Genomic DNA, 18,532 nt, shown 5'->3' with positions numbered 1-18,532 from the left:
GATGTCCAAGCAAATTGCGTTCAACGAGACCGCGCGCCGCGCTCTCGAAGCAGGCGTCGACAAGCTCGCCGACGCCGTCAAGGTGACCTTGGGTCCGCGTGGACGCCACGTCGTGCTCGCCAAGGCATTCGGCGGACCCACCGTCACCAACGACGGTGTGAGCATCGCCCGCGAGATCGACCTCGAAGATCCGTTCGAGAACCTCGGTGCGCAGCTCGTCAAGAGCGTCGCAACCAAGACCAACGACGTTGCCGGCGACGGCACCACCACCGCGACCGTGCTGGCCCAGGCCATCGTTCGCGGCGGCCTCAAGAACATCGCAGCGGGCGCGAACCCGATGGCACTCGGTGTCGGCATCAACGCCGCGGCCGAGAAGGTCGTCGAGGAACTGCTCGCCGCTGCCACCCCGGTCGAGGGCCAGAGCTCGATCGCCCAGGTCGCCACCGTGTCCTCGCGGGACGAGGAGATCGGCGCACTGGTCGGCGAGGCACTCACCCGCGTCGGTACCGACGGCGTCGTCACGGTCGAGGAATCCTCCACCGTGTCCACCGAACTCGTCGTCACCGAAGGTGTGCAGTTCGACAAGGGCTACCTCTCGCCCTACTTCGTCACCGATCTCGATGCGCAGAAGGCCGTCTACGAAGACGCGCTCATCCTGCTCTTCCGCGAGAAGATCAGCTCGCTCCCCGACTTCCTGCCGCTGCTCGAGAAGGTTGCCGAGTCCGGCAAGCCGCTCTTGATCATCGCCGAGGACGTCGAGGGTGAAGTGCTCTCCACGCTCGTGGTCAACTCCATCCGCAAGACCATCAAGGCCGTTGCCGTCAAGGCTCCGTTCTTCGGTGATCGGCGCAAGGCATTCCTCGACGACCTCGCCGTCGTCACCGCAGGCACCGTCATCAACACCGACGTCGGCCTGTCCCTCAAGGAAGCCGGCATCGACCTGCTCGGCAGCGCTCGTCGCGTTGTCGTCACCAAGGACGAGACGGTCATCGTCGACGGTGCAGGCACCGCAGACGACATCGCGACCCGCGTCGCGCAGTTGCGTCGCGAGATCGAGAACACCGACTCCGACTGGGATCGCGAGAAGCTCGAAGAGCGTCTGGCGAAGCTGTCCGGTGGCGTCGCGGTCATCAAGGTCGGCGCAGCCACCGAGACCGACCTCAAGGAACGCAAGTTCCGCGTCGAGGACGCCGTCAACGCCGCCAAGGCAGCTGTCGCGGAGGGCATTGTTCCCGGCGGCGGATCGGCGATCGTCCAGGCCGGCACCGCTCTTGTCGACAATCTCGGACTGACGGGCGACGAGGCCACCGGTGTAGCCGTGGTTCGCGAAGCTCTCAACGCGCCGCTGTTCTGGATCTCCACCAACGCAGGCGTCGACGGTTCCGTCGTCGTCCACAAGGTCGCAGATCTGCCCAAGGGCGAAGGATTCAACGCAGCTACCCTCACCTACGGCAACCTGCTTGCCGACGGTGTGGTCGACCCCGTCAAGGTCACTCGTTCGGCAGTGGTCAACGCCGCTTCCGTCGCGCGGATGATCCTGACCACGGAAAGCGCTGTCGTCGAGAAGCCGGTCGACGAGGTCGAAGACACAGGACACGGCCACAGCCACTAGTTCCTGCTCGACCGTTCCGAACGCACGACAGAGATCCCCCACCGCACGCGGTGGGGGATCTCTGTCGTCCTATCGAAGCGGAATGACCGCGAACGGTGCACCGGTGGGTTCGGTGGACCCGCCAGGTGGTTCGACGGTGAACGCCAGATCGGTGTTGTTTCCGATGCCGTCGAGTACCACCGTGGTGGTCGGCGCGACGTCGGCGTCGGTCATCGTTCCCATCGACGTCATCTTGTCGCCGTCCACCAACCACATCTGATAGACGGAATCCGGGCTCGGCGGCGTGACGTCGTTCATCACCAGAACCGCGGCGTCCTTCGACGGTGCGAACATCGTCGTAGCGCTGCCGCCGCCTGGAATGTCACGGGTGACCGCGCGCAGGTCGGGCGCGGCCATGATAACCGCAGTCGGGTTCTGTGGTGCGTCGGTACCGGCTATCCGGGCTCCGATGCCGATGCCGCCGGCCAGAATCGCGGCGGCAGCAGCTGCGGCGAGAGCGACAACCCACGGGCGTCGACGGTTTCGGCGCTCGGTCAGTGAGATCGGCCGCTCCGGCGGTTGTTCGGACTCCTGGGCGATCACGTCCAGGATCCGGCCACGCAGTGCAGGCGGCGGATCGGCGGCATCGACGACGGTCAAGGCGGCGATGGTCTCACCGGTGAGCCGTATCTGTGCCTCGAACTCGGCGCGATCCGCGGCGTCGGCGTCGGCAAGACGCTGGTCGACGTCGGCGCGCTCTTCGGCGTCCAGGGCGTCGAGCGCGTAGGGGTAGGCCAGGTCGATCAGTTCTTCGTTCATCTCACGTCACCCCCAAGCATCCGCGCAGGCGTAGCAGTCCGTCGCGAATACGCGACTTTATCGTGGGAATCGCCACGCCGAGATCTTCGGCCACTTCGCGATACGTGCGTCCGCCGTAGTAGGCCAGCGTCACCGACTGGCGTTGGGTATCCGTCAGCGTGTCGAGACATTCGGTGACGGCGCGGTGCTCGTCGCGTCTGGTCACTTCTTCGCTGACGACGTCGAATTCGGGTGTCACCGACGTGGTGTCGTACAGCTGTTGGCGCTGCGTGCCGGACTGTTCGGAACGAACCCGGTCGACGGCGCGCCGGTGCGCGAGGGTGAGCAGCCAGGAGAGAGCGGACCCCTTGGCGGGGTCGAAACTGTCGGCGTTGCGCCAAGCCTGGAGGTAGACCTCCTGGGTGGCCTCTTCGGAATACCCGGGATCTCGTAGGACCCGCAGCACCATGCCGTACACCCGCGCGACAGTTCGGTCGTAGAACTCGGCGAAGGCGGTCTGATCGCCGCCGGCAACATTCCCGAGGATCACGGCCAGTTCCCGTGCTTCGGCGATCCGGGCGCTGCGGGCTGCCGAGTTCTCGCTCGGGCATGCGTCTGGCGCGGGTCCGGGGCCCGGGGCAGGCTCTGGCTCACTCACGAGTTGTCTCGGTTCATCGCGTACAACCGTAGCGTGCATCATTTGTTCTTCTCTCCGGGCCCGCCGGGTGATCCCTGTGCGCCTTTGTCAACCGCCCAGGGTTGACAAAGGCGCACAGCAGGTGGGGACTACTGCGGGGGCATGAGCACCGAGTCGATGAGGTAGACGGTTGCGTTGGCAGTCTTGACGCCGCCGCAGACGACCGTTGCGTCGTTGACCTTGATGTCGTCTCCCGATCCGGTGACGGTGACCGTTCCGCCTTCGGCGGTCGGGTGGGTGCCGTCGATGGCGTCCGGCGCGATCTGGCCGGGGACCACGTGGTAGGTCAGGATCTTGGTCAGGGTGGCGCTGTCGGTCTTGAGACTGTCGATGGTGGCGGGGTCGATCTTGGCGAACGCGGTGTCGACGGGTGCGAAGACGGTGAACTCGCCGCCGTTGAGAGTGTCGACGAGGTTGACGTCCGGGTTGAGCTGTCCGGAGACGGCTGCGGTCAGTGTGGTCAGTAGCGGGTTGTTGGATGCGGCGGTGGCGACGGGATCCTGTGCCATACCGCTGACGGAGCCGGCACCGGTGGGAACGGCGGAGGCGTAGTCGGCACAGCCGGCACCGACCAGTCCGGAGGCCGGAGCTGCCATGGCGGACGTCGACGACATGCTCGAGCTCGTCGTCGAACTGGACGCCGTGGTGCTGGTGGTGTCGGTCGACGAGTTGTCATTGTCGGAGGAACATCCGACGACGCCGAAGATCGCGAACGAGGCTGCTGCCGTGACTGCCAGAACTCGAGTTGAGGTGCTCATGGGTCTGCCTTCCTGAAGTGATGTGCTGATGTGCACTGTCAGGAGGCATTCGGAGTGGACCGTCGGACGGATGGGTCGGGTGTCGATCGATTTCCGCGAGGCTGCGGACAATCGCCGAGAGCCCCCGAATGTTCGGGGGCTCTCGGCGGGCGCTGCGGGCGCAGGGTCAGGATGCGATGCGGGTGTTGTTTCGCCGGTGGCGGGCGTGCATCTCGCGCTCTGTCTCGGACATCCCACCCCAGATTCCGTAAGGCTCGGCGACGGTCAGCGCGTGGCTGCGGCACTGCATGAGGACCGGGCACTGACGGCACATTTCCTTCGCACGTGTCTCGCGTTGGGCTCGGGCTCGACCGCGTTCTCCGTCGGGATGAAAGAACATCGAGGAGTCGACTCCGCGGCACAGGCCGTGCATCTGCCAGTCCCAGATATCTGCGTTGGGGCCTGGTAGATGATTCGGTGCAGGCATGCTGACTCCTTACTGCAAGCTCGTCTCGTTCAACGAGCGGACCTTGTCGCCCGAAGGTTATCCGGGCTTTCTGAATCGCTATCGCTCACGATCCGGGCTTTCTGAATCGTTCACGCTCGTTAACCGTAAGGGTGCTGAGTAAATCGCGTCAATAGTCTCGGTCAGTGGGGATTGGCATATTTCGAAATGCCAGAGTTAACGAGCTATTCCTTTACATTTCCGGGTTCTCGTGAGTTGAGGCGGGGGTAGGTGAGAATATCGGGTCCTTGGTCGGTAGATGCGTGTCACGCTGTGCGAGATGCGATAAGCACAGATCAGCGCTATCTTTGGTTGATCAGGGTGGCGAAAATGTCGCGAATGCAATGCATGAGCATTACCTGATTTGTCTGTTGTGCCTTCAATAATTGTAAAGATCGTTTAGGGACCTTATTCCTCGATTTTTTCAGGTCGATCGTCCAATTCGTAATGACTGGTTAACGCGTTGGTCATAGCAATGTATCGAGTATTCGAAATGACCTGCAAAAACATAGTCGATGAACAGCTGGTGAATGGCTGCGAGGACTGTGCGGCCGCGCCGGATCGCCTCCTGCGATCATCTGATGATGCACTCCACCACCATCGTGCTCGACACCGCCGCCTTCGGCTCACGGCCGGATCTGCAGCGACTTCCCGCGTCGGAGTCCGTCCGGGACGCTTGGTTGACGGCCGTAGTTCTCGGCGGGCAGGGGTACTACAGCCGCGCTCGGACGGCTCTCGACGTCGTGGATCGTCGTACCCGGCAAATCGGTGACGGTGTCGGAGCATCGCTCTCCGCCAGTACAAGGGCCTCGTTTCTGCGGCAGACCGGATGGCACGCGGCGGCGTCGGCACACGACGGCCGGGCTCTGGCTCTGCTCGGTGGACTCCCGTCGGCTCCCGAGGTCCGCGCGGCGCGCTGCGATGCGCTCACCGGCCTTGCGGCCGACGCATTGGGTTGCGGTCGATTGAGGCTCGGCCGGCGGTTGTTGGAGCGGTGTGCGGACGAAGTCGATCGCGTCGATGCCGACCTGGTGTGGAGGCAGTCGATCAGGCTGAGTTGGGTCAGCGCGGAATTGTCACTCGCGAGCGGCGATGCGGAGCGGGCAACCGGGCATGCCGAGCGCGCCGCGCTCCTGGCTTCGCGGGGGTCGTCGGTTCGACATCAGGTCAAGTCCGACCTGCTACGCAGCGCGGCGTTGACGGGCAAAGATTCGGGCGATGCTGTGGTGCTGGCGAAGGACGTGTTCGAGCGGAGCAGGCGATTAGGGCTCGAGCCGTTGGCTTGGGCGGCGTCCATGCTGGTGGAAGGGGTGTCCGGGGTGCCTACGGCCCCCGACAGCAGTGAGTTGGAGCGCAGAATTGTCGACCGTGGCGGCGCGCTGCGTAGCACGTGGTAGTGCGTTTCGCCGGATTTCAGGCCACCGGTGCCGCTGAAATTCTCGGTCGTCGACAAGGTGGTCTGTTTCGATGGTTACTCTTAGAGGGTTCCGCTGAGAGCGGGAGCACACCCGCTCAGGAGGTGCCACTGTAACGCCAGGATTTTCGCTGACGATGACAAATACGAGCGACGAGTTGGACTCCGCGGTTGCGTCTGCGGCGCAGGGCGATCGTGCAGCTCTTGCTTTTGTTCTGGAAAACATTCGACCGATGGTGGTTCGCTACTGCCGGGGCCGGGTGGGTGCTGCCGAGCGCGGGCACCTGTCGGCCGATGATGTCGCCCAGGAGGTATGTCTGGCAGTGATGACGGCGCTACCGCGTTATCAGGATCAGGGAAGACCGTTCATGGCTTTCGTGTACGGCATCGCCGCGCACAAAGTCGCTGATGCCCACCGAAATTCCGCACGTAACAAGTCGGAGCCCGTTTCCGAAGTACCGGATGTGATTGCACTTGACGACGGACCCGAGCAGCGAGCGCTCGATTCGGAGTCGGGCCGTCAGATGCAGGCGCTGCTCGCCACTCTGCCGGAGAAGCATCGGGAGATCTTGATACTTCGTCTGGTGGTGGGTTTGTCGGCGGAGGAAACCGCTGCGGCGGTGGGTAGTACCGCAGGAGCTGTAAGAGTCGCCCAGCACCGGGCGATCGCGAAATTGAAGAAGGAAGTCATGAAAGCTGGTGAGAGTTATGGCTAGAGACGACGGGCACGACGCCTCGAATCTCGGTGATCTCGCCGACGACGGCACTCCGATGGATCTGGCCGCTGTTCGGCGCGACGACGCGCTGATCGAGGCCATCTCGAGCGGTGGACCCGTATCGACCGAAAACGCTGCACAATACGAACTTGCCTTGATCCTCTCGAACTGGCGCGACGACGTGGTGTCGACTCCGATGCCGCAGGGGCCCTCGCTCGACGAGGTAGAAGCTGCGATTGTGGCCGCGTCGATCGGCAGTCGCCCCGGCGCGCCGAAACTACGTCTTGTTCGTCCGGTTGCTGCAGCCGCCGCCACTATCGCGGTGTTGTTCGGCGGTGCGACGGCATTCGCGTACGGTGCTGAGCCCGGCGATGCTCTGTGGGGTGTCAAGCAGGTCGTCTTCAGTCAGGAGGCGAATTCGACGGTGGCCAAGATCGACACCACGTCGGAATTGGAGAAGGCCGAGCGATTACTCGCTGTAGGTGACATTCCGGCCGCAAAGCTGGTGTTGGACAACGCAGCTCACCGCGCAGACGATGTCAAGGACTCACCTGAGAAGACTGATCTCGTGGAGCGCTGGGGCAAGTTGATGTCTCAGGTCGAGCAGACCGATGCCCCTGCAGCACCTCCGGTCGCGGCCACGACGACGAACGTCGACGTCGAGCCGTCCGAGAGCGAGTCCAGCACGAGGGCGCCTCAGGATTCGACAACCGAATCTCATCCTCCGGTCACCTCGACCAAGACGGATGCACCGAGCTCGACGACGACCAGCGCGGTGACTACCTCGCCCAGTTCGGTGCCTCAGCAGACATCGCTGAGCCCCACGTCACCGTCGGTGACTACATCCGCGCCGACACCGGCGTCGTCGTCGTGGTCGCCGCCGTCACCACCGGCGTGAGACGAGTTCCGGGACCGAACGACTGAGACGGGTTCGGTCCTCGAGCTCGCGATTGTTCGAGACGGGACGTTCTGATACCACTGTGGGCCGACAAGCAATGTGCTTGTCGGCCCACAGTGGTGCGGAAACTCAGTTGTCGAAGCTGTCGCCGTGCATGGCCTCGTTCATCGAGGCGTCGGCGTAACCGCGGCAGTAGTCCCACGTGACATATGCCTCTGGCATGGGATCGTAGGCCGGCTCGTGCGGTCGGACGGTGCCGTCCACGAGGAGTTGGAGCAGATTTGCCCGCAGCATGTCCCAGTCGTGGTAGTGGTCTTGCTGGCAGTCTTCGCAGCACACCACGAGCCCGCGGATGCCACGGTGTGCCAAGAGCGCTTCGTAAACAGCGAGGTCGGCGAGATCCTCCTCGACCGCTTGGCGTTCGTGGGGATCGAGAGGTTGGCCGGGCTCGATGGCATCGAGAGCAGCGGATGGGTCGGCGGGGTCGCCGGCGAAGGGGTCCGGCGGCAGACCTGGAGGCAGTTGATCGCGCACAGCCCCACGGTACGCAGGTCAGGGTGCTCCGCGCCACTCGTTAGTCGTACTGCCTGCATGGGTGGGATTATCACGAGGCTCCCTGCAGCCGATACCATGGTGTGCACTGTCGGGAAAGGGTGCCAGGAATATCTGATTCTGCCGGTACCTTCTATCCGTTATCCAGCTTTTCGTCATCTGTCCGCGACCGACCGTCGAGGTTTTCACGTCGCGGGGAGAATCTAGGTCCATGGAGGGTCCTGACCGCATGACAAGTTCTGCAGGACATGTGCACACCGGAGGAGACGACCCCAACAAGGTCGCGATGCTGGGATTGACGTACGACGACGTGCTGCTGCTGCCTGCCGCGTCCGATGTCATCCCGAGCCAGGTCGACACGTCGAGCCAGCTGACTCGCGAGATCCGTCTGCGCGTCCCGCTGGTCAGCTCCGCGATGGATACGGTCACCGAGGCTCGGATGGCCATCGCCATGGCGCGTGCGGGTGGCATGGGCGTGCTGCATCGCAACTCGTCGGTGGAGGTGCAGGCCGGACAGGTGGAGACGGTCAAACGTTCCGAGGCCGGGATGGTGACGGATCCGGTCACCTGTCGTCCTACGGACACTCTTGGTGAAGTCGACGCCAAGTGCGCGCGCTTCCGCATCTCGGGTCTGCCGGTCACCGACGACGCCGGTCAGTTGCTCGGTATCGTCACAAACCGCGACATGCGCTTCGAGGTGGATCAGAACCGTCCCGTCGTGGAGATCATGACCAAGGTTCCGCTCATCACCGCTCAGGAGGGCGTGACGGCCGACGTCGCGCTGGGCCTGCTGCGTCGCCACAAGATCGAAAAGCTGCCCATCGTGGACGGCTCGGGCAAGTTGACCGGTCTGATCACGGTCAAGGATTTCGTCAAGACCGAGCAGCATCCCGATGCCACCAAGGATCGTGACGGCCGGCTGCTGGTCGGTGCGGCCGTGGGCGCCGGCGCCGATGCCTGGCAGCGCGCGATGACCCTCACGGACGCCGGCGTGGACGTGCTCGTCGTGGACAGTGCCCACGGACATTCCTCGAACGTGCTCGAGATGATCACCAAACTCAAGGGTGAAGTGGGCGACCGCGTCCAGATCATCGGCGGCAATGTGGCTACCCGTGGGGGTGCGCTCGCGCTCATCGAAGCGGGCGTCGACGCCGTCAAGGTGGGTGTCGGGCCGGGCTCGATCTGCACGACGCGTGTCGTTGCCGGTGTCGGTGCTCCGCAGTTCACCGCGATCCTCGAGGCTGTCGCCGCTGCCAAACCGCGGGGCATCCCGGTGATCGCCGATGGTGGTCTGCAGTTCTCGGGCGACATCGCGAAGGCTCTCGCGGCCGGCGCGTCGACGGCGATGCTCGGCTCGCTGCTCGCCGGTACGGCGGAGTCGCCGGGTGAACTGATCCTGGTCGGCGGCAAGCAGTTCAAGAGTTACCGCGGCATGGGTTCGCTCGGCGCCATGCAGACCCGCGGTTCGGCGAAGTCCTACTCCAAGGACCGCTACTTCCAGGACGATGTTCTTTCCGAGGACAAGTTGGTTCCGGAGGGAATCGAAGGACGTGTCCCGTTCCGCGGACCGTTGACCCAGGTGACACATCAGCTCACCGGTGGTCTGCGTGCGGCGATGGGATACACGGGTGCAGCGACGATCGAGGAGCTGCAGGAAGCGCAGTTCGTCCAGATCACTGCGGCGGGGCTCAAGGAATCTCATCCGCACGACATCACCATGACGGTCGAAGCACCCAACTACACCGCTCGTTAGTAACCAGAACACGAGAAAGGGGCGCGCGTGCGCGACCTCGTTGAGATCGGCATGGGTCGAACGGCCCGACGTACCTACCAGCTGGACGATGTGAACATCGTCCCCTCCCGGCGGACCCGTTCGTCGAAGGAGGTGTCGACTGCCTGGCAGATCGACGCCTACAGGTTCGACATTCCCGTACTCGCTCACCCCACCGACGCGTTGGTCTCGCCGACCTTCGCGATCGAGTTGGGCAAGCGCGGCGGGCTCGGCGTCATCAACGGTGAGGGCCTGTGGGGCCGTCACGCGGACGTGGAGGACAAGCTGCGACGGCTCGTCGAGATCGCGGAAGAGGACGGTGGAGTCGACGCTGCGATCCGCTACCTGCAGGAGCTGCATGCAGCGCCGTTGCAGGCTGGTTTGTTGGCTGCCGCGGTGGCCCAGGTTCGTGATTCCGGCGTGACGACGGCGGTTCGGGTCAGCCCGCAGAATGCGCGTGCGTTGACGCCGGAGCTGATCAAGGCGGGTATCGACCTGTTGGTCGTGCACGGCACGATCATCTCGGCCGAGCACGTCGTGCACACCGAGCAGGAGCCGCTGAACCTGAAGACGTTCATCTCGGAGCTCGACGTTCCGGTGATCGCGGGCGGCGTCAGTGATCACCGCACCGCGTTGCACCTGATGCGCACCGGGGCGGCAGGTGTCATCGTGGGTTACGGCTCCACGGAGGGTGCCACCACTACCGGTGAGGTCCTGGGTATCGGTGTTCCGATGGCCACTGCCATCGCAGATGCGGCTGCCGCTCGCCGGGACTACCTGGACGAGACGGGTGGACGTTACGTCCACGTCATCGCAGACGGTGACATCAACTCGTCCGGTGATCTGGCGAAGGCCATCGCGTGTGGCGCCGATGCCGCAGTGCTGGGGGCTCCGCTGGCCGTATCGGCCGAGGCTCCCGGTGGCGGCTGGTACTGGCCGTCAGCGGCTGCGCATCCGTCGGTTCCGCGCGGTGCGTTGCTGCCGGTGTCCTACGGTGAGCGCCCGAGCCTCGATCAGGTTCTCAGCGGTCCCTCCGACGATCCGTACGGTTCGCTGAATCTGGTGGGCGGTCTGCGTCGGTCGATGGCGAAGACCGGCTACTCGGATCTCAAGGAGTTCCAGAAGGTCGGATTGACGGTTCGCGCCTGATTTCTCGCTTTTCGTGGCCTCGGTTCTCTCGGGAACCGGGGCCACGGCTCGTTGCGCCGCATTTCTTGCATTGCTGGTACTTACGGTTACGCTTAGCAGGGGCCCTGTGGTGGTTGTCACAAGGCGTAGGTGCATACTGACTGGTAACTACGGTTGACGGTGGAGGTGTCCAGATGGGCAAGCAGCGGGCGACAGACTTCGATGTCCTGATTGTCGGTTCCGGTTTCGGTGGCAGCGTGAGTGCGCTTCGACTCGTCGAGAAGGGGTACAAGGTCGGTGTCCTCGAGGCCGGCCGCCGCTACGCCGACGCGGATTTCGCGAAAACCAGTTGGGATCTGAAGAAGTTCCTCTGGGCTCCCAAGCTCGGATGCTTCGGTATTCAACGGGTGCACCTGCTGCGTGATTGCCTGATCCTGGCCGGAGCGGGTGTCGGTGGAGGCTCGCTGAACTATGCGAACACGCTCTACCAACCGCCCGAGCCGTTCTTCCAGGACAAGCAGTGGGCCCACATCACCGACTGGCGCAGCGAACTCACCCCGTACTACGAGCAGGCCCAGAAGATGCTCGGCGTGGTGCAGAACCCGCACATGACGCCGGCGGACGAGATCATGAAGTCGGTCGCCGACGACATGGGGGTCGGCGACACGTTCATCCAGACTCCGGTCGGCGTGTACTTCGGCGAGGCGGGCAAGAAAGCCGCCGATCCGTACTTCGGTGGGGTCGGGCCGGAGCGTACCGGGTGCATCGAGTGTGGCGAGTGCATGACCGGTTGTCGTCACGGTGCCAAGAACACTCTACTCAAGAACTATCTGGGCTTGGCGGAAAAGGCTGGGGCGCAGATTATTCCGATGACAACGGTGTCGGGGCTGCGTGAGTCCCGTGACGGTTCGTGGGACGTCTTCACCGAGCGGACGGGTGCGTTCAGGCGCAAGAATCGTCGCACGTACACGGCAGGCCACGTGATTCTGGCGGCGGGTACCTGGGGCACTCAGCATCTTCTGTTCGACATGAAGGACACCGGAGCGCTACCCAACTTGTCCGATACGCTCGGTGAGCTCACCCGCACCAACTCCGAGTCCATCGTGGGAGCGGGCAAGTACAAGGTGGATCCGGATCTGGACCTGACTCGTGGGGTTGCCATCACGTCGTCGTTCCATCCGAGTAGCGACACCCACATCGAGCCGGTCCGTTACGGTAAGGGTTCCAATGCCATGGGCCTGTTGCAGACCCTGATGACCGACGGCGGCGGCAGCAAGCCTCGATGGGTGACGTGGCTCGGTGCGGTTGCACGTAACCCCGCCCAGTTCCTGCGCATGATGACGGTCAAGGACTGGAGTGAGCGCACCATCATCGCTCTGGTGATGCAGAATCTCGACAACTCCATCACCACGTACACGAAGAAGGGGTTGTTCGGCCGGCGCAAGGTCACCAGCAAGCAGGGCCATGGTGAGCCGAACCCGACGTGGATTCCCGAAGGGAACGAGGCCACCAGGCGAGTGGCGGCGAAGATCGACGGCGTTGCCGGCGGCACGTGGGGCGAGATCTTCAATGTTCCACTCACCGCCCACTTCCTGGGTGGCTGTGCTATCGCGACCGACCCCGATCACGGCGTCATCGATCCCTATCATCGCGTGTTCGGCTACCCGACACTCAGTGTCGTGGACGGCTCTGCCGTCTCGGCGAACCTGGGTGTGAATCCGTCGTTGACCATTTCGGCGCAGGCCGAGCGTGCCGCGTCGATGTGGCCCAACAAGGGGGAGCAGGACACCCGGCCCGCTCAGGGCGCTGCGTACGAGCGGGTGGCTCCGGTCGAGCCCAAGTCGCCTGTTGTTCCGGCGTCCGCGCCTGCCGCGCTGGTGCTACCGATAGTCAAGATCACCAGCGGTAAGAAGGCTCCGGCGGATTCCGGGGCTGCCTGAGCATCGTTGCCGACGAAGGGCGCGTCGCCGAATGTTGCTCGGTGCCGCGCCCTTCGAGGTGCCGCGCTCAGGAGCCGAAGATCTCTCCCAAGCCGGCGAGGCCGTCGAGGCTGCCGGTGTCGGCGCCGTCGGGCTTACCGGGAACGGTGACGGTTTGAGAGGTGGACGTCGAGGGGGCGAAGCCGGGTGTTCCGGCGAAGTGCGCGGTGACGTGGAACGTTCCGGGATTGAAGAAGGTAGTGCGTAGGACGGCGACACCGTCGACAACCGGGACCGGCGCGCCGATCTCGGTGTCGCCGACTTTGAATTGGACGGTGCCGCTGCTGTTCTCCGGTCCGACGATGGCGGTCAGGGCGACTGCGGTATTTCTTGTCACTTCGCCGATCGGACTCAGGGCAGTGCTGGTGTCCACGTCGTCCGGGGCCGGGGTGCGCACGCTGACCGCGAAGGGCAGCGCAGTGGACGGCGCGAAGCCGTCGCCGCCGCTGTAGCGGGCGACGACGCGGTGGGTTCCGGTGGTCGCGAATTCGTATGGCGCAATGGCGATGCCATCAGTGCCGACGGCGACGGGTTCGCTGTCGATACCGTCCACGGCGAAGGTGACGGTGCCGCCCGCACCCGCAGGGCTGACCTTCGCGATCAGGTTCGAGTTCTTGCCGACCCACGCGTTCTGCGGACCGGTGACCTCGGTGACGGTGTCGGCGTCCGGTGGTGCCGCCGTGGTGACGGTGACGATCTTGACGGGGGACGTGGAACCGGTGAATCCGGTGGTCCCGGAGTAGACGGCGGTGATGGCTTGGTCGCCGTCCTCGTCAAATGTCGTCGTGATGCTTGCACTTCCTCGGGTGAGGGTCGCGGGCGCTTCGAGTTCGGTGTCGTTGTTGTAGAACTGCACGGTGCCACCGTTTGCGGCCGGTGCGACATTCGCGGACAACGTGACGGCCTTGCCGTTCTTGACCGCTGCGGCGCCCACCACCGTCGTGGTGGTGGGGGCGACGATGCGGGTCGTACTGAGGGGATCTGCGCCGCTGTTGAGTCCGGCGTTCTCGTCGTCACGCGGGCTGCATTGCGCCGGCACCCAAGCGGTTCCGAAAACGGGCACCGAACCGGTGGCGAGGAAGGTGAGGAAGTTGCGGTCGTCGCCGTATCTCGCGGCGGCGCCTGCGGTTCGCACCTTCACACCGATGTCTCCGGAGTTCGCGGCCTCGAGAGTGAGTTTGATCTTCGGGAGCAGGAATTCGGTGGCACCGTCGGGGTGCGGGGTGCCGTCGGCCTGGTTTCCGGTGATGGCGACGACGATGCCGCCTTCGCTCTTCTTGTTCGAGTCGGGGCCGTTGCCGATGACGGCGTTGTTCCCGGACAGTCGCAGTATGGTGCCGTTCGGATCTGCGTTGCCGTTGTCGTTGACACGCAATATGTTCGGAGTCACACCGGTGAGGCCGAATGAGCTGTTCGGCACCACCGATGCCTCGACGAGCTTTGCGTTTTCCGGCATCTGCAGATCGATCTTGACGCGCGAGACGTTCTTGAACTTCGCTTGGTCCGATACGTCGGGTACCTGGATCGGACCGGTGCCGACGGTGACGTCGAAGATTTGTCCAGGGGTCACCGTTTCGGGGGCGTCGACGACGAGCTCCACCCCCTGTGTCAACGCAAGGGGCTTGACGACGGCTGGGGTCGGGCTGGCCAGGCACGTCATGTCGAAAGGGACGGATACCGGAGCGGCCGAGGCCGGTATCGCGGCCAGGACGGTGCTACCGGCAAGGACGGCGATGATGGTCGATGCGGTGATGCGGCGTCTGGTACGTGTGTGCACTGAACTACTCCTGTGGTGCTCGACGGGTGTCGTCGTGCCGTCGAATCGTGTTCGGCGGCGCAGCGCCCGTGTCCGGAATTGCACTGGTCTTCGGTAGTGCGGGTACAAAGTCTTCGATAGTGCGGTACGAAAGGTGCGGCGTCCGCTCAGGACCCGAAGATCTCCCGTAGATCGTCGATGACGCCGACTCCACCTCCGGGATCGGTGGCAGCGGAGCCGATCGCGATCACGGTCGGCCCGGACACGGAATCGTTCCACTGCGAGTCGGCGACAAATGCGGCGCTGATGGCGTACGTCCCGTCGTCGGTGAACGCGTGGGTCGTGGTTGCGATCGCGCCGACGACGCGCACAGGATCTCCGATCGGGGTGGCGCCCGCCTTGAACTGCACGTAACCGGTTGCGCCGGACGGGTGAACGGTCGCGGTCAGTGTCAGAGGTTGGCCGGCGATTCCCTTGCCGGTGACGGCCAGCGTGGTGGTGGAGTCGATCCGCTCAGGCAACGGGTCGGTGACGGTGACGGTGAAGATCTCCGAGTTCGATGCGACGAAGCCGGCGGTTCCGTTGAACTTCGCGACTACGGAGTAGGTGCCCGCGGTGTCGAAGGCATGCGGTAGAACGGCAACACCGTCGCCGGTTCCGACATCCGTGGTGCCGACCGCAATGCCGTCGACCTCGAAGGTGACGTCGCCGCCGTTGGGAATGGGTGCGACGGTCGCGGTGAGGTTGGCGGTATGTCCGCTCACGAAGTCGAGTGGTTCGACGACGGTGGAGGTGGTCCAATCGGCGTAGCCGACAACGGTGTCCGCGGTGGCGGTGGTGGCGGAGTTGTTGTAGCCGCTGTTGCCGACGAACCCGGCCGAGTAGCGGTGGGTGCCCACGTCGTTGTGAGTTCGGGAAATCGCGGCTTCGCCGCCGACGAGCGGCACCGGCTCGCCCAGGTTGGTGTCTCCGTCTTTGAATTGGACCTCACCGGTCGCACTTGCCGGAGCGACGACGACCTTGACCTCGAATAATCCGCCGGCATCGACAGTGGCCGGCGCGGAAATGGTGGTGGTCGTGTTGGTGGTGGCGGTCACGGTCAGGTCGGCGGACGTCGAGGCGCGGAAGCTGTCGAGGGAGCTGTCGGTGAACTGCGCGGCGATCGTGTGTTCACCTCGCTCGTCGGTGTCGAAGGAATGTCTCAGCGTGGCTGCACTGACGGGGTGTCCGTCGGCGTCCTGTGCCTGGGCTCCGCGCTCGTCCAAGACGGCGGTTACCGGTACCGGCGTGCCGAAGGCGTTACCGTCCTTTGTGAATTGCACGGTGCCGCGTGTCTCGCCGGGGGCGTCGACCGACACCACGTGCGCCGTGAACTCGATGTCTTCGCCGGTGTGTACCGGAACTACCGACGTGTGGTCGTCGTCGGACGCAGTGGAGAGCGTGGTCTTCGTGACGTGTCCGACTTTGACCGCGGTGAACGGGTTGGTGCCGCCGACGGTGGAGCCGTTGATGACGGTTCGCACGTCGACGCTGGTGCCGCGGTCGGGAAGATCTGCGAGGTCTGCATCGCCTGGAACCTGGTAGGTGACTTCGAGCGTGACGTTCTGTCCGGACTTGAGTACCCAGTTGTTCGACAGCCACGAGCAGCCGTCCTTGCAGCTGGCCGAGACGCCACCGTCGGACTCGTATTTGGTGTTGCTTGTCTTGTTGGCGTAGGACACCGAGAGGGAGTCGGGCACGGCAGTGAAGCCGGCGGGCGGTGTGTCCCGCACACTACGTGCGTACACCTCGCCACTGGTCTTGTTGTTGGACAGTTCGATCCGGTACGTGACTGTTCCGCCTCGTGCGACGTTGGTGTTCGCGACGCCGGTGTTGTTGCGGATCAATGTCTTCGTGTACCTGACGTCGTTGAGCACTTCCGAGCTCGACGTGGGTAGACCCGTTGTCACATCTTGTGCCTGGGCAGGAGAGCCTACGAGCACGAGGCCCAGGCAGGCGGTCACGGCCGCGACGGGCAGTGCCAGTTTGCGCAGGAATGGACGCACAGATCCTCCTTGGACGGGCGCCGCTCTGCGCCGCAAATCGAAAATTTGGGCGATTTAACCCATTCGATCGGGACCATACCCTTTAACGCTTGTTTGGAAAGGCTGAACGGAGCAATGTTCAGAATTAGTTTTTCTCTTGCATTCGGGCTCTTGGCCAGCTAAAACGACCATGGATTTTGATTGCTGCGGAAGTTTCGGGAAATTGCGATGCCATTACCCAAGTGTCCGTTTCGTTATCGCCTTTCGCACGTGCCGTGATGCAGATCACCGGGTGCTCAGTAGGGATTTCCCCTACTGCGAGTCCGCCAACTGGGCCGATTAGACTGCCCGTGTGGCAGATATCGAGCAACAGAGACCAGTTCTTGTCGTGGACTTCGGGGCGCAGTACGCGCAGTTGATTGCACGACGGGTTCGTGAGGCCAAGGTCTACTCGGAGGTGATTCCACATACGACCACCGTCGAGGAGATCGTGGCCAAGAAGCCCCTGGCCGTGGTGCTCTCGGGGGGACCGTCGAGCGTGTACGAAGACGGGGCGCCCAAGCTCGATCCGGCGCTGTTCGAGCACGACATTCCGGTGTTCGGCATCTGCTACGGCTTCCAGGCCATGGCGGGTGCCCTCGGTGGCACCGTCGCCGAGACCGGTACCCGCGAATACGGCCGAACGGACATCTCCGTGTCCGGCGGACTGCTCCACGAGGGGCTTCCCGCTTCCCAGCCTGTGTGGATGAGTCACGGTGACGCGGTAACCGAAGCGCCGGCCGGGTTCGAGGTGACCGCCACCAGCGACGGTGCCCCGGTTGCGGCGTTCGAAGATCGTGCCCGCAAACTCGCGGGCGTGCAGTACCACCCCGAGGTGCTGCATTCCCCACACGGCCAGCAGGTGCTCAGCCGCTTCCTGCACGAAATCGCCGGTATTCCCGCAGCATGGACGGCGTCGAACATCGCCGATGCACTCGTCGAGCAGGTCCGCGAGCAGGTCGGAGACGGCCACGCCATCTGTGGTTTGTCCGGCGGCGTCGATTCCGCCGTTGCCGCCGCTCTGGTGCAGCGCGCCATCGGTGATCGGTTGACGTGTGTGTTCGTCGATCACGGTCTGATGCGTGCCGGGGAGCGTGCGCAGGTCGAGCAGGATTTTGTCGCCGCCACCGGTGCTCGTCTGATCACCGTCGACGCCGCCGACACCTTCATCGGTGAACTGGCCGGTGTCACCGATCCGGAGACCAAGCGCAAGATCATCGGTCGTGAGTTCATTCGGAGCTTCGAAGGTGCGGTCAGCGACGTGTTGGGCGAGAACGCCGCCGCGGGCGCAACCATCGACTTCCTCGTCCAGGGCACCCTGTATCCGGACGTCGTCGAGTCCGGTGGCGGCACCGGTACCGCGAACATCAAGAGTCATCACAACGTCGGTGGGCTGCCGGAAGATCTGCAGTTCAAGCTGGTCGAGCCGTTGCGCCTGCTGTTCAAGGACGAGGTGCGGGCCGTGGGCCGCGAGCTCGGTCTGCCCGAGGAGATCGTCGGGCGTCAGCCGTTCCCCGGACCGGGCCTCGGTATCCGCATCATCGGCGAGGTCACCCGTGATCGGCTCGAGCTTCTCCGTCACGCTGATTCCATTGCCCGCGAAGAGCTCACCGCAGCCGGTCTGGACGGCACCATCTGGCAGTGCCCCGTCGTTCTTCTCGCGGACGTGCGCAGTGTCGGTGTGCAGGGTGACGGCCGGACATACGGCCACCCGATCGTGCTGCGTCCGGTCTCGAGCGAAGACGCGATGACGGCCGACTGGACGCGGCTGCCGTACGAGACCCTCGAGCGGATTTCCACGCGCATCACCAACGAGGTCGCGGACGTCAACCGAGTTGTCCTGGACGTGACGAGCAAGCCGCCGGGAACCATCGAGTGGGAGTAACACAGATTGCTGTGCGCCTTTGTCAACCCTCCCGCGGTTGAC

15 protein-coding genes are annotated in these 18,532 nt (G+C 64.1%); 8 read left to right on the top strand and 7 right to left on the bottom strand.

The features are described from left to right. Position 1 precedes the first annotated feature (1 nt). The gene (gene groL, locus ABH922_RS15835) at positions 2-1,612 is read left to right on the top strand and encodes a chaperonin GroEL (protein WP_424807827.1); all 1,611 of its coding nucleotides are present in this window, start codon (positions 2-4) and stop codon (positions 1,610-1,612) included. A 69-nt stretch (positions 1,613-1,681) separates the two neighbouring features. Here groL and ABH922_RS15830 read toward each other — a convergent pair whose 3' ends face one another. The 4 genes from ABH922_RS15830 to ABH922_RS15815 form a co-directional block, all read right to left on the bottom strand. After that, positions 1,682-2,410: an anti-sigma factor gene (locus tag ABH922_RS15830; RefSeq protein WP_424807826.1), complete on the bottom strand. Its 729-nt coding sequence runs from the start codon at positions 2,408-2,410 to the stop codon at positions 1,682-1,684. A 1-nt stretch (position 2,411) separates the two neighbouring features. After that, positions 2,412-3,086 carry a sigma-70 family RNA polymerase sigma factor gene (locus ABH922_RS15825; protein ID WP_424809692.1) on the bottom strand — a complete coding sequence of 225 codons (675 nt, stop codon included), beginning with the start codon at positions 3,084-3,086 and terminating at the stop codon, positions 2,412-2,414. Between the two features lie 89 nt (positions 3,087-3,175). Further along, positions 3,176-3,844, bottom strand: a complete 669-nt coding sequence (locus ABH922_RS15820) for a fasciclin domain-containing protein (RefSeq protein ID WP_424807825.1) — start codon at positions 3,842-3,844, stop codon at positions 3,176-3,178. 166 nt (positions 3,845-4,010) lie between these two features. Then, entirely contained in the window at positions 4,011-4,310 is a 300-nt protein-coding gene (locus tag ABH922_RS15815) for a WhiB family transcriptional regulator (RefSeq protein WP_424807824.1), read from the bottom strand. Between the two features lie 599 nt (positions 4,311-4,909). Here ABH922_RS15815 and ABH922_RS15810 point away from each other — a divergent pair. The 3 genes from ABH922_RS15810 (at position 4,910) to ABH922_RS15800 (ending at position 7,356) form a co-directional block, all read left to right on the top strand. Further along, positions 4,910-5,725 carry a hypothetical protein gene (locus ABH922_RS15810; protein WP_424807823.1) on the top strand — a complete coding sequence of 272 codons (816 nt, stop codon included), beginning with the start codon at positions 4,910-4,912 and terminating at the stop codon, positions 5,723-5,725. Between the two features lie 154 nt (positions 5,726-5,879). Continuing rightward, positions 5,880-6,458, top strand: coding sequence for a sigma-70 family RNA polymerase sigma factor (locus tag ABH922_RS15805; RefSeq protein ID WP_424807822.1), 579 nt, complete (start codon positions 5,880-5,882; stop codon positions 6,456-6,458). Beyond that, positions 6,451-7,356, top strand: coding sequence for an anti-sigma-D factor RsdA (locus tag ABH922_RS15800; RefSeq protein ID WP_424807821.1), 906 nt, complete (start codon positions 6,451-6,453; stop codon positions 7,354-7,356). The genes ABH922_RS15805 and ABH922_RS15800 overlap by 8 nt, the downstream gene beginning before the upstream one ends. Before the next feature lie 129 nt (positions 7,357-7,485). On the opposite strand, the gene ABH922_RS15795 is transcribed toward ABH922_RS15800, so the two are convergent. Further along, positions 7,486-7,890 (bottom strand): DUF5319 domain-containing protein, encoded by a 405-nt coding sequence (locus ABH922_RS15795; protein WP_424807820.1) that lies wholly within the window; start codon positions 7,888-7,890, stop codon positions 7,486-7,488. A 247-nt stretch (positions 7,891-8,137) separates the two neighbouring features. On the opposite strand from ABH922_RS15795, the gene guaB reads away from it, so the two are divergent. From guaB to ABH922_RS15780, 3 genes are all read left to right on the top strand, one after another. Further along, on the top strand, positions 8,138-9,661 hold the full coding sequence (guaB, locus tag ABH922_RS15790) for an IMP dehydrogenase (RefSeq protein ID WP_424807819.1): 1,524 nt from the start codon (positions 8,138-8,140) through the stop codon (positions 9,659-9,661). 27 nt (positions 9,662-9,688) lie between these two features. Continuing rightward, positions 9,689-10,828 carry a GuaB3 family IMP dehydrogenase-related protein gene (locus tag ABH922_RS15785; protein WP_424807818.1) on the top strand — a complete coding sequence of 380 codons (1,140 nt, stop codon included), beginning with the start codon at positions 9,689-9,691 and terminating at the stop codon, positions 10,826-10,828. A 173-nt stretch (positions 10,829-11,001) separates the two neighbouring features. Next, complete coding sequence (locus ABH922_RS15780; RefSeq protein ID WP_424807817.1) at positions 11,002-12,747, top strand: GMC oxidoreductase; 1,746 nt, start codon at positions 11,002-11,004, stop codon at positions 12,745-12,747. 67 nt (positions 12,748-12,814) lie between these two features. On the opposite strand, the gene ABH922_RS15775 is transcribed toward ABH922_RS15780, so the two are convergent. Both ABH922_RS15775 and ABH922_RS15770 read right to left on the bottom strand, forming a co-directional pair. Then, a complete protein-coding gene (locus ABH922_RS15775) occupies positions 12,815-14,563 on the bottom strand; it encodes an Ig-like domain repeat protein (protein WP_424807816.1) in 1,749 nt (582 codons plus the stop codon). A gap of 146 nt (positions 14,564-14,709) precedes the next feature. Beyond that, entirely contained in the window at positions 14,710-16,587 is a 1,878-nt protein-coding gene (locus tag ABH922_RS15770; RefSeq protein ID WP_424807815.1) for an Ig-like domain-containing protein, read from the bottom strand. A 331-nt stretch (positions 16,588-16,918) separates the two neighbouring features. Here ABH922_RS15770 and guaA point away from each other — a divergent pair, with 331 nt between their 5' ends. After that, positions 16,919-18,490, top strand: a complete 1,572-nt coding sequence (gene guaA / locus ABH922_RS15765; protein ID WP_424807814.1) for a glutamine-hydrolyzing GMP synthase — start codon at positions 16,919-16,921, stop codon at positions 18,488-18,490. The last annotated feature ends 42 nt before the right edge of the window (positions 18,491-18,532 follow it).

It is taken from the genome of Rhodococcus sp. 27YEA15, assembly GCF_049739425.1.
Classification (GTDB): domain Bacteria; phylum Actinomycetota; class Actinomycetes; order Mycobacteriales; family Mycobacteriaceae; genus Rhodococcus_F.
The sequence above is the reverse complement of the archived record's forward strand: the minus strand, read 5'-3'. Positions and strand labels throughout refer to the sequence as shown.

Bases quoted from the DNA above. Each gene is read 5' to 3' on its own strand.
- ABH922_RS15815 (WP_424807824.1), bottom strand. From the start codon at position 4,310: ATGCCTGCACCGAATCATCTACCAGGCCCCAACGCAGATATCTGGGAC.
- ABH922_RS15820 (WP_424807825.1), bottom strand. From the start codon at position 3,844: ATGAGCACCTCAACTCGAGTTCTGGCAGTCACGGCAGCAGCCTCGTTC.
- ABH922_RS15825 (WP_424809692.1), bottom strand. From the start codon at position 3,086: ATGCACGCTACGGTTGTACGCGATGAACCGAGACAACTCGTGAGTGAG.
- ABH922_RS15805 (WP_424807822.1), top strand. From the start codon at position 5,880: ATGACAAATACGAGCGACGAGTTGGACTCCGCGGTTGCGTCTGCGGCG.
- groL (WP_424807827.1), top strand. From the start codon at position 2: ATGTCCAAGCAAATTGCGTTCAACGAGACCGCGCGCCGCGCTCTCGAA.
- ABH922_RS15800 (WP_424807821.1), top strand. From the start codon at position 6,451: ATGGCTAGAGACGACGGGCACGACGCCTCGAATCTCGGTGATCTCGCC.
- ABH922_RS15830 (WP_424807826.1), bottom strand. From the start codon at position 2,410: ATGAACGAAGAACTGATCGACCTGGCCTACCCCTACGCGCTCGACGCC.
- ABH922_RS15810 (WP_424807823.1), top strand. From the start codon at position 4,910: ATGATGCACTCCACCACCATCGTGCTCGACACCGCCGCCTTCGGCTCA.
- guaB (WP_424807819.1), top strand. From the start codon at position 8,138: ATGACAAGTTCTGCAGGACATGTGCACACCGGAGGAGACGACCCCAAC.
- ABH922_RS15780 (WP_424807817.1), top strand. From the start codon at position 11,002: ATGGGCAAGCAGCGGGCGACAGACTTCGATGTCCTGATTGTCGGTTCC.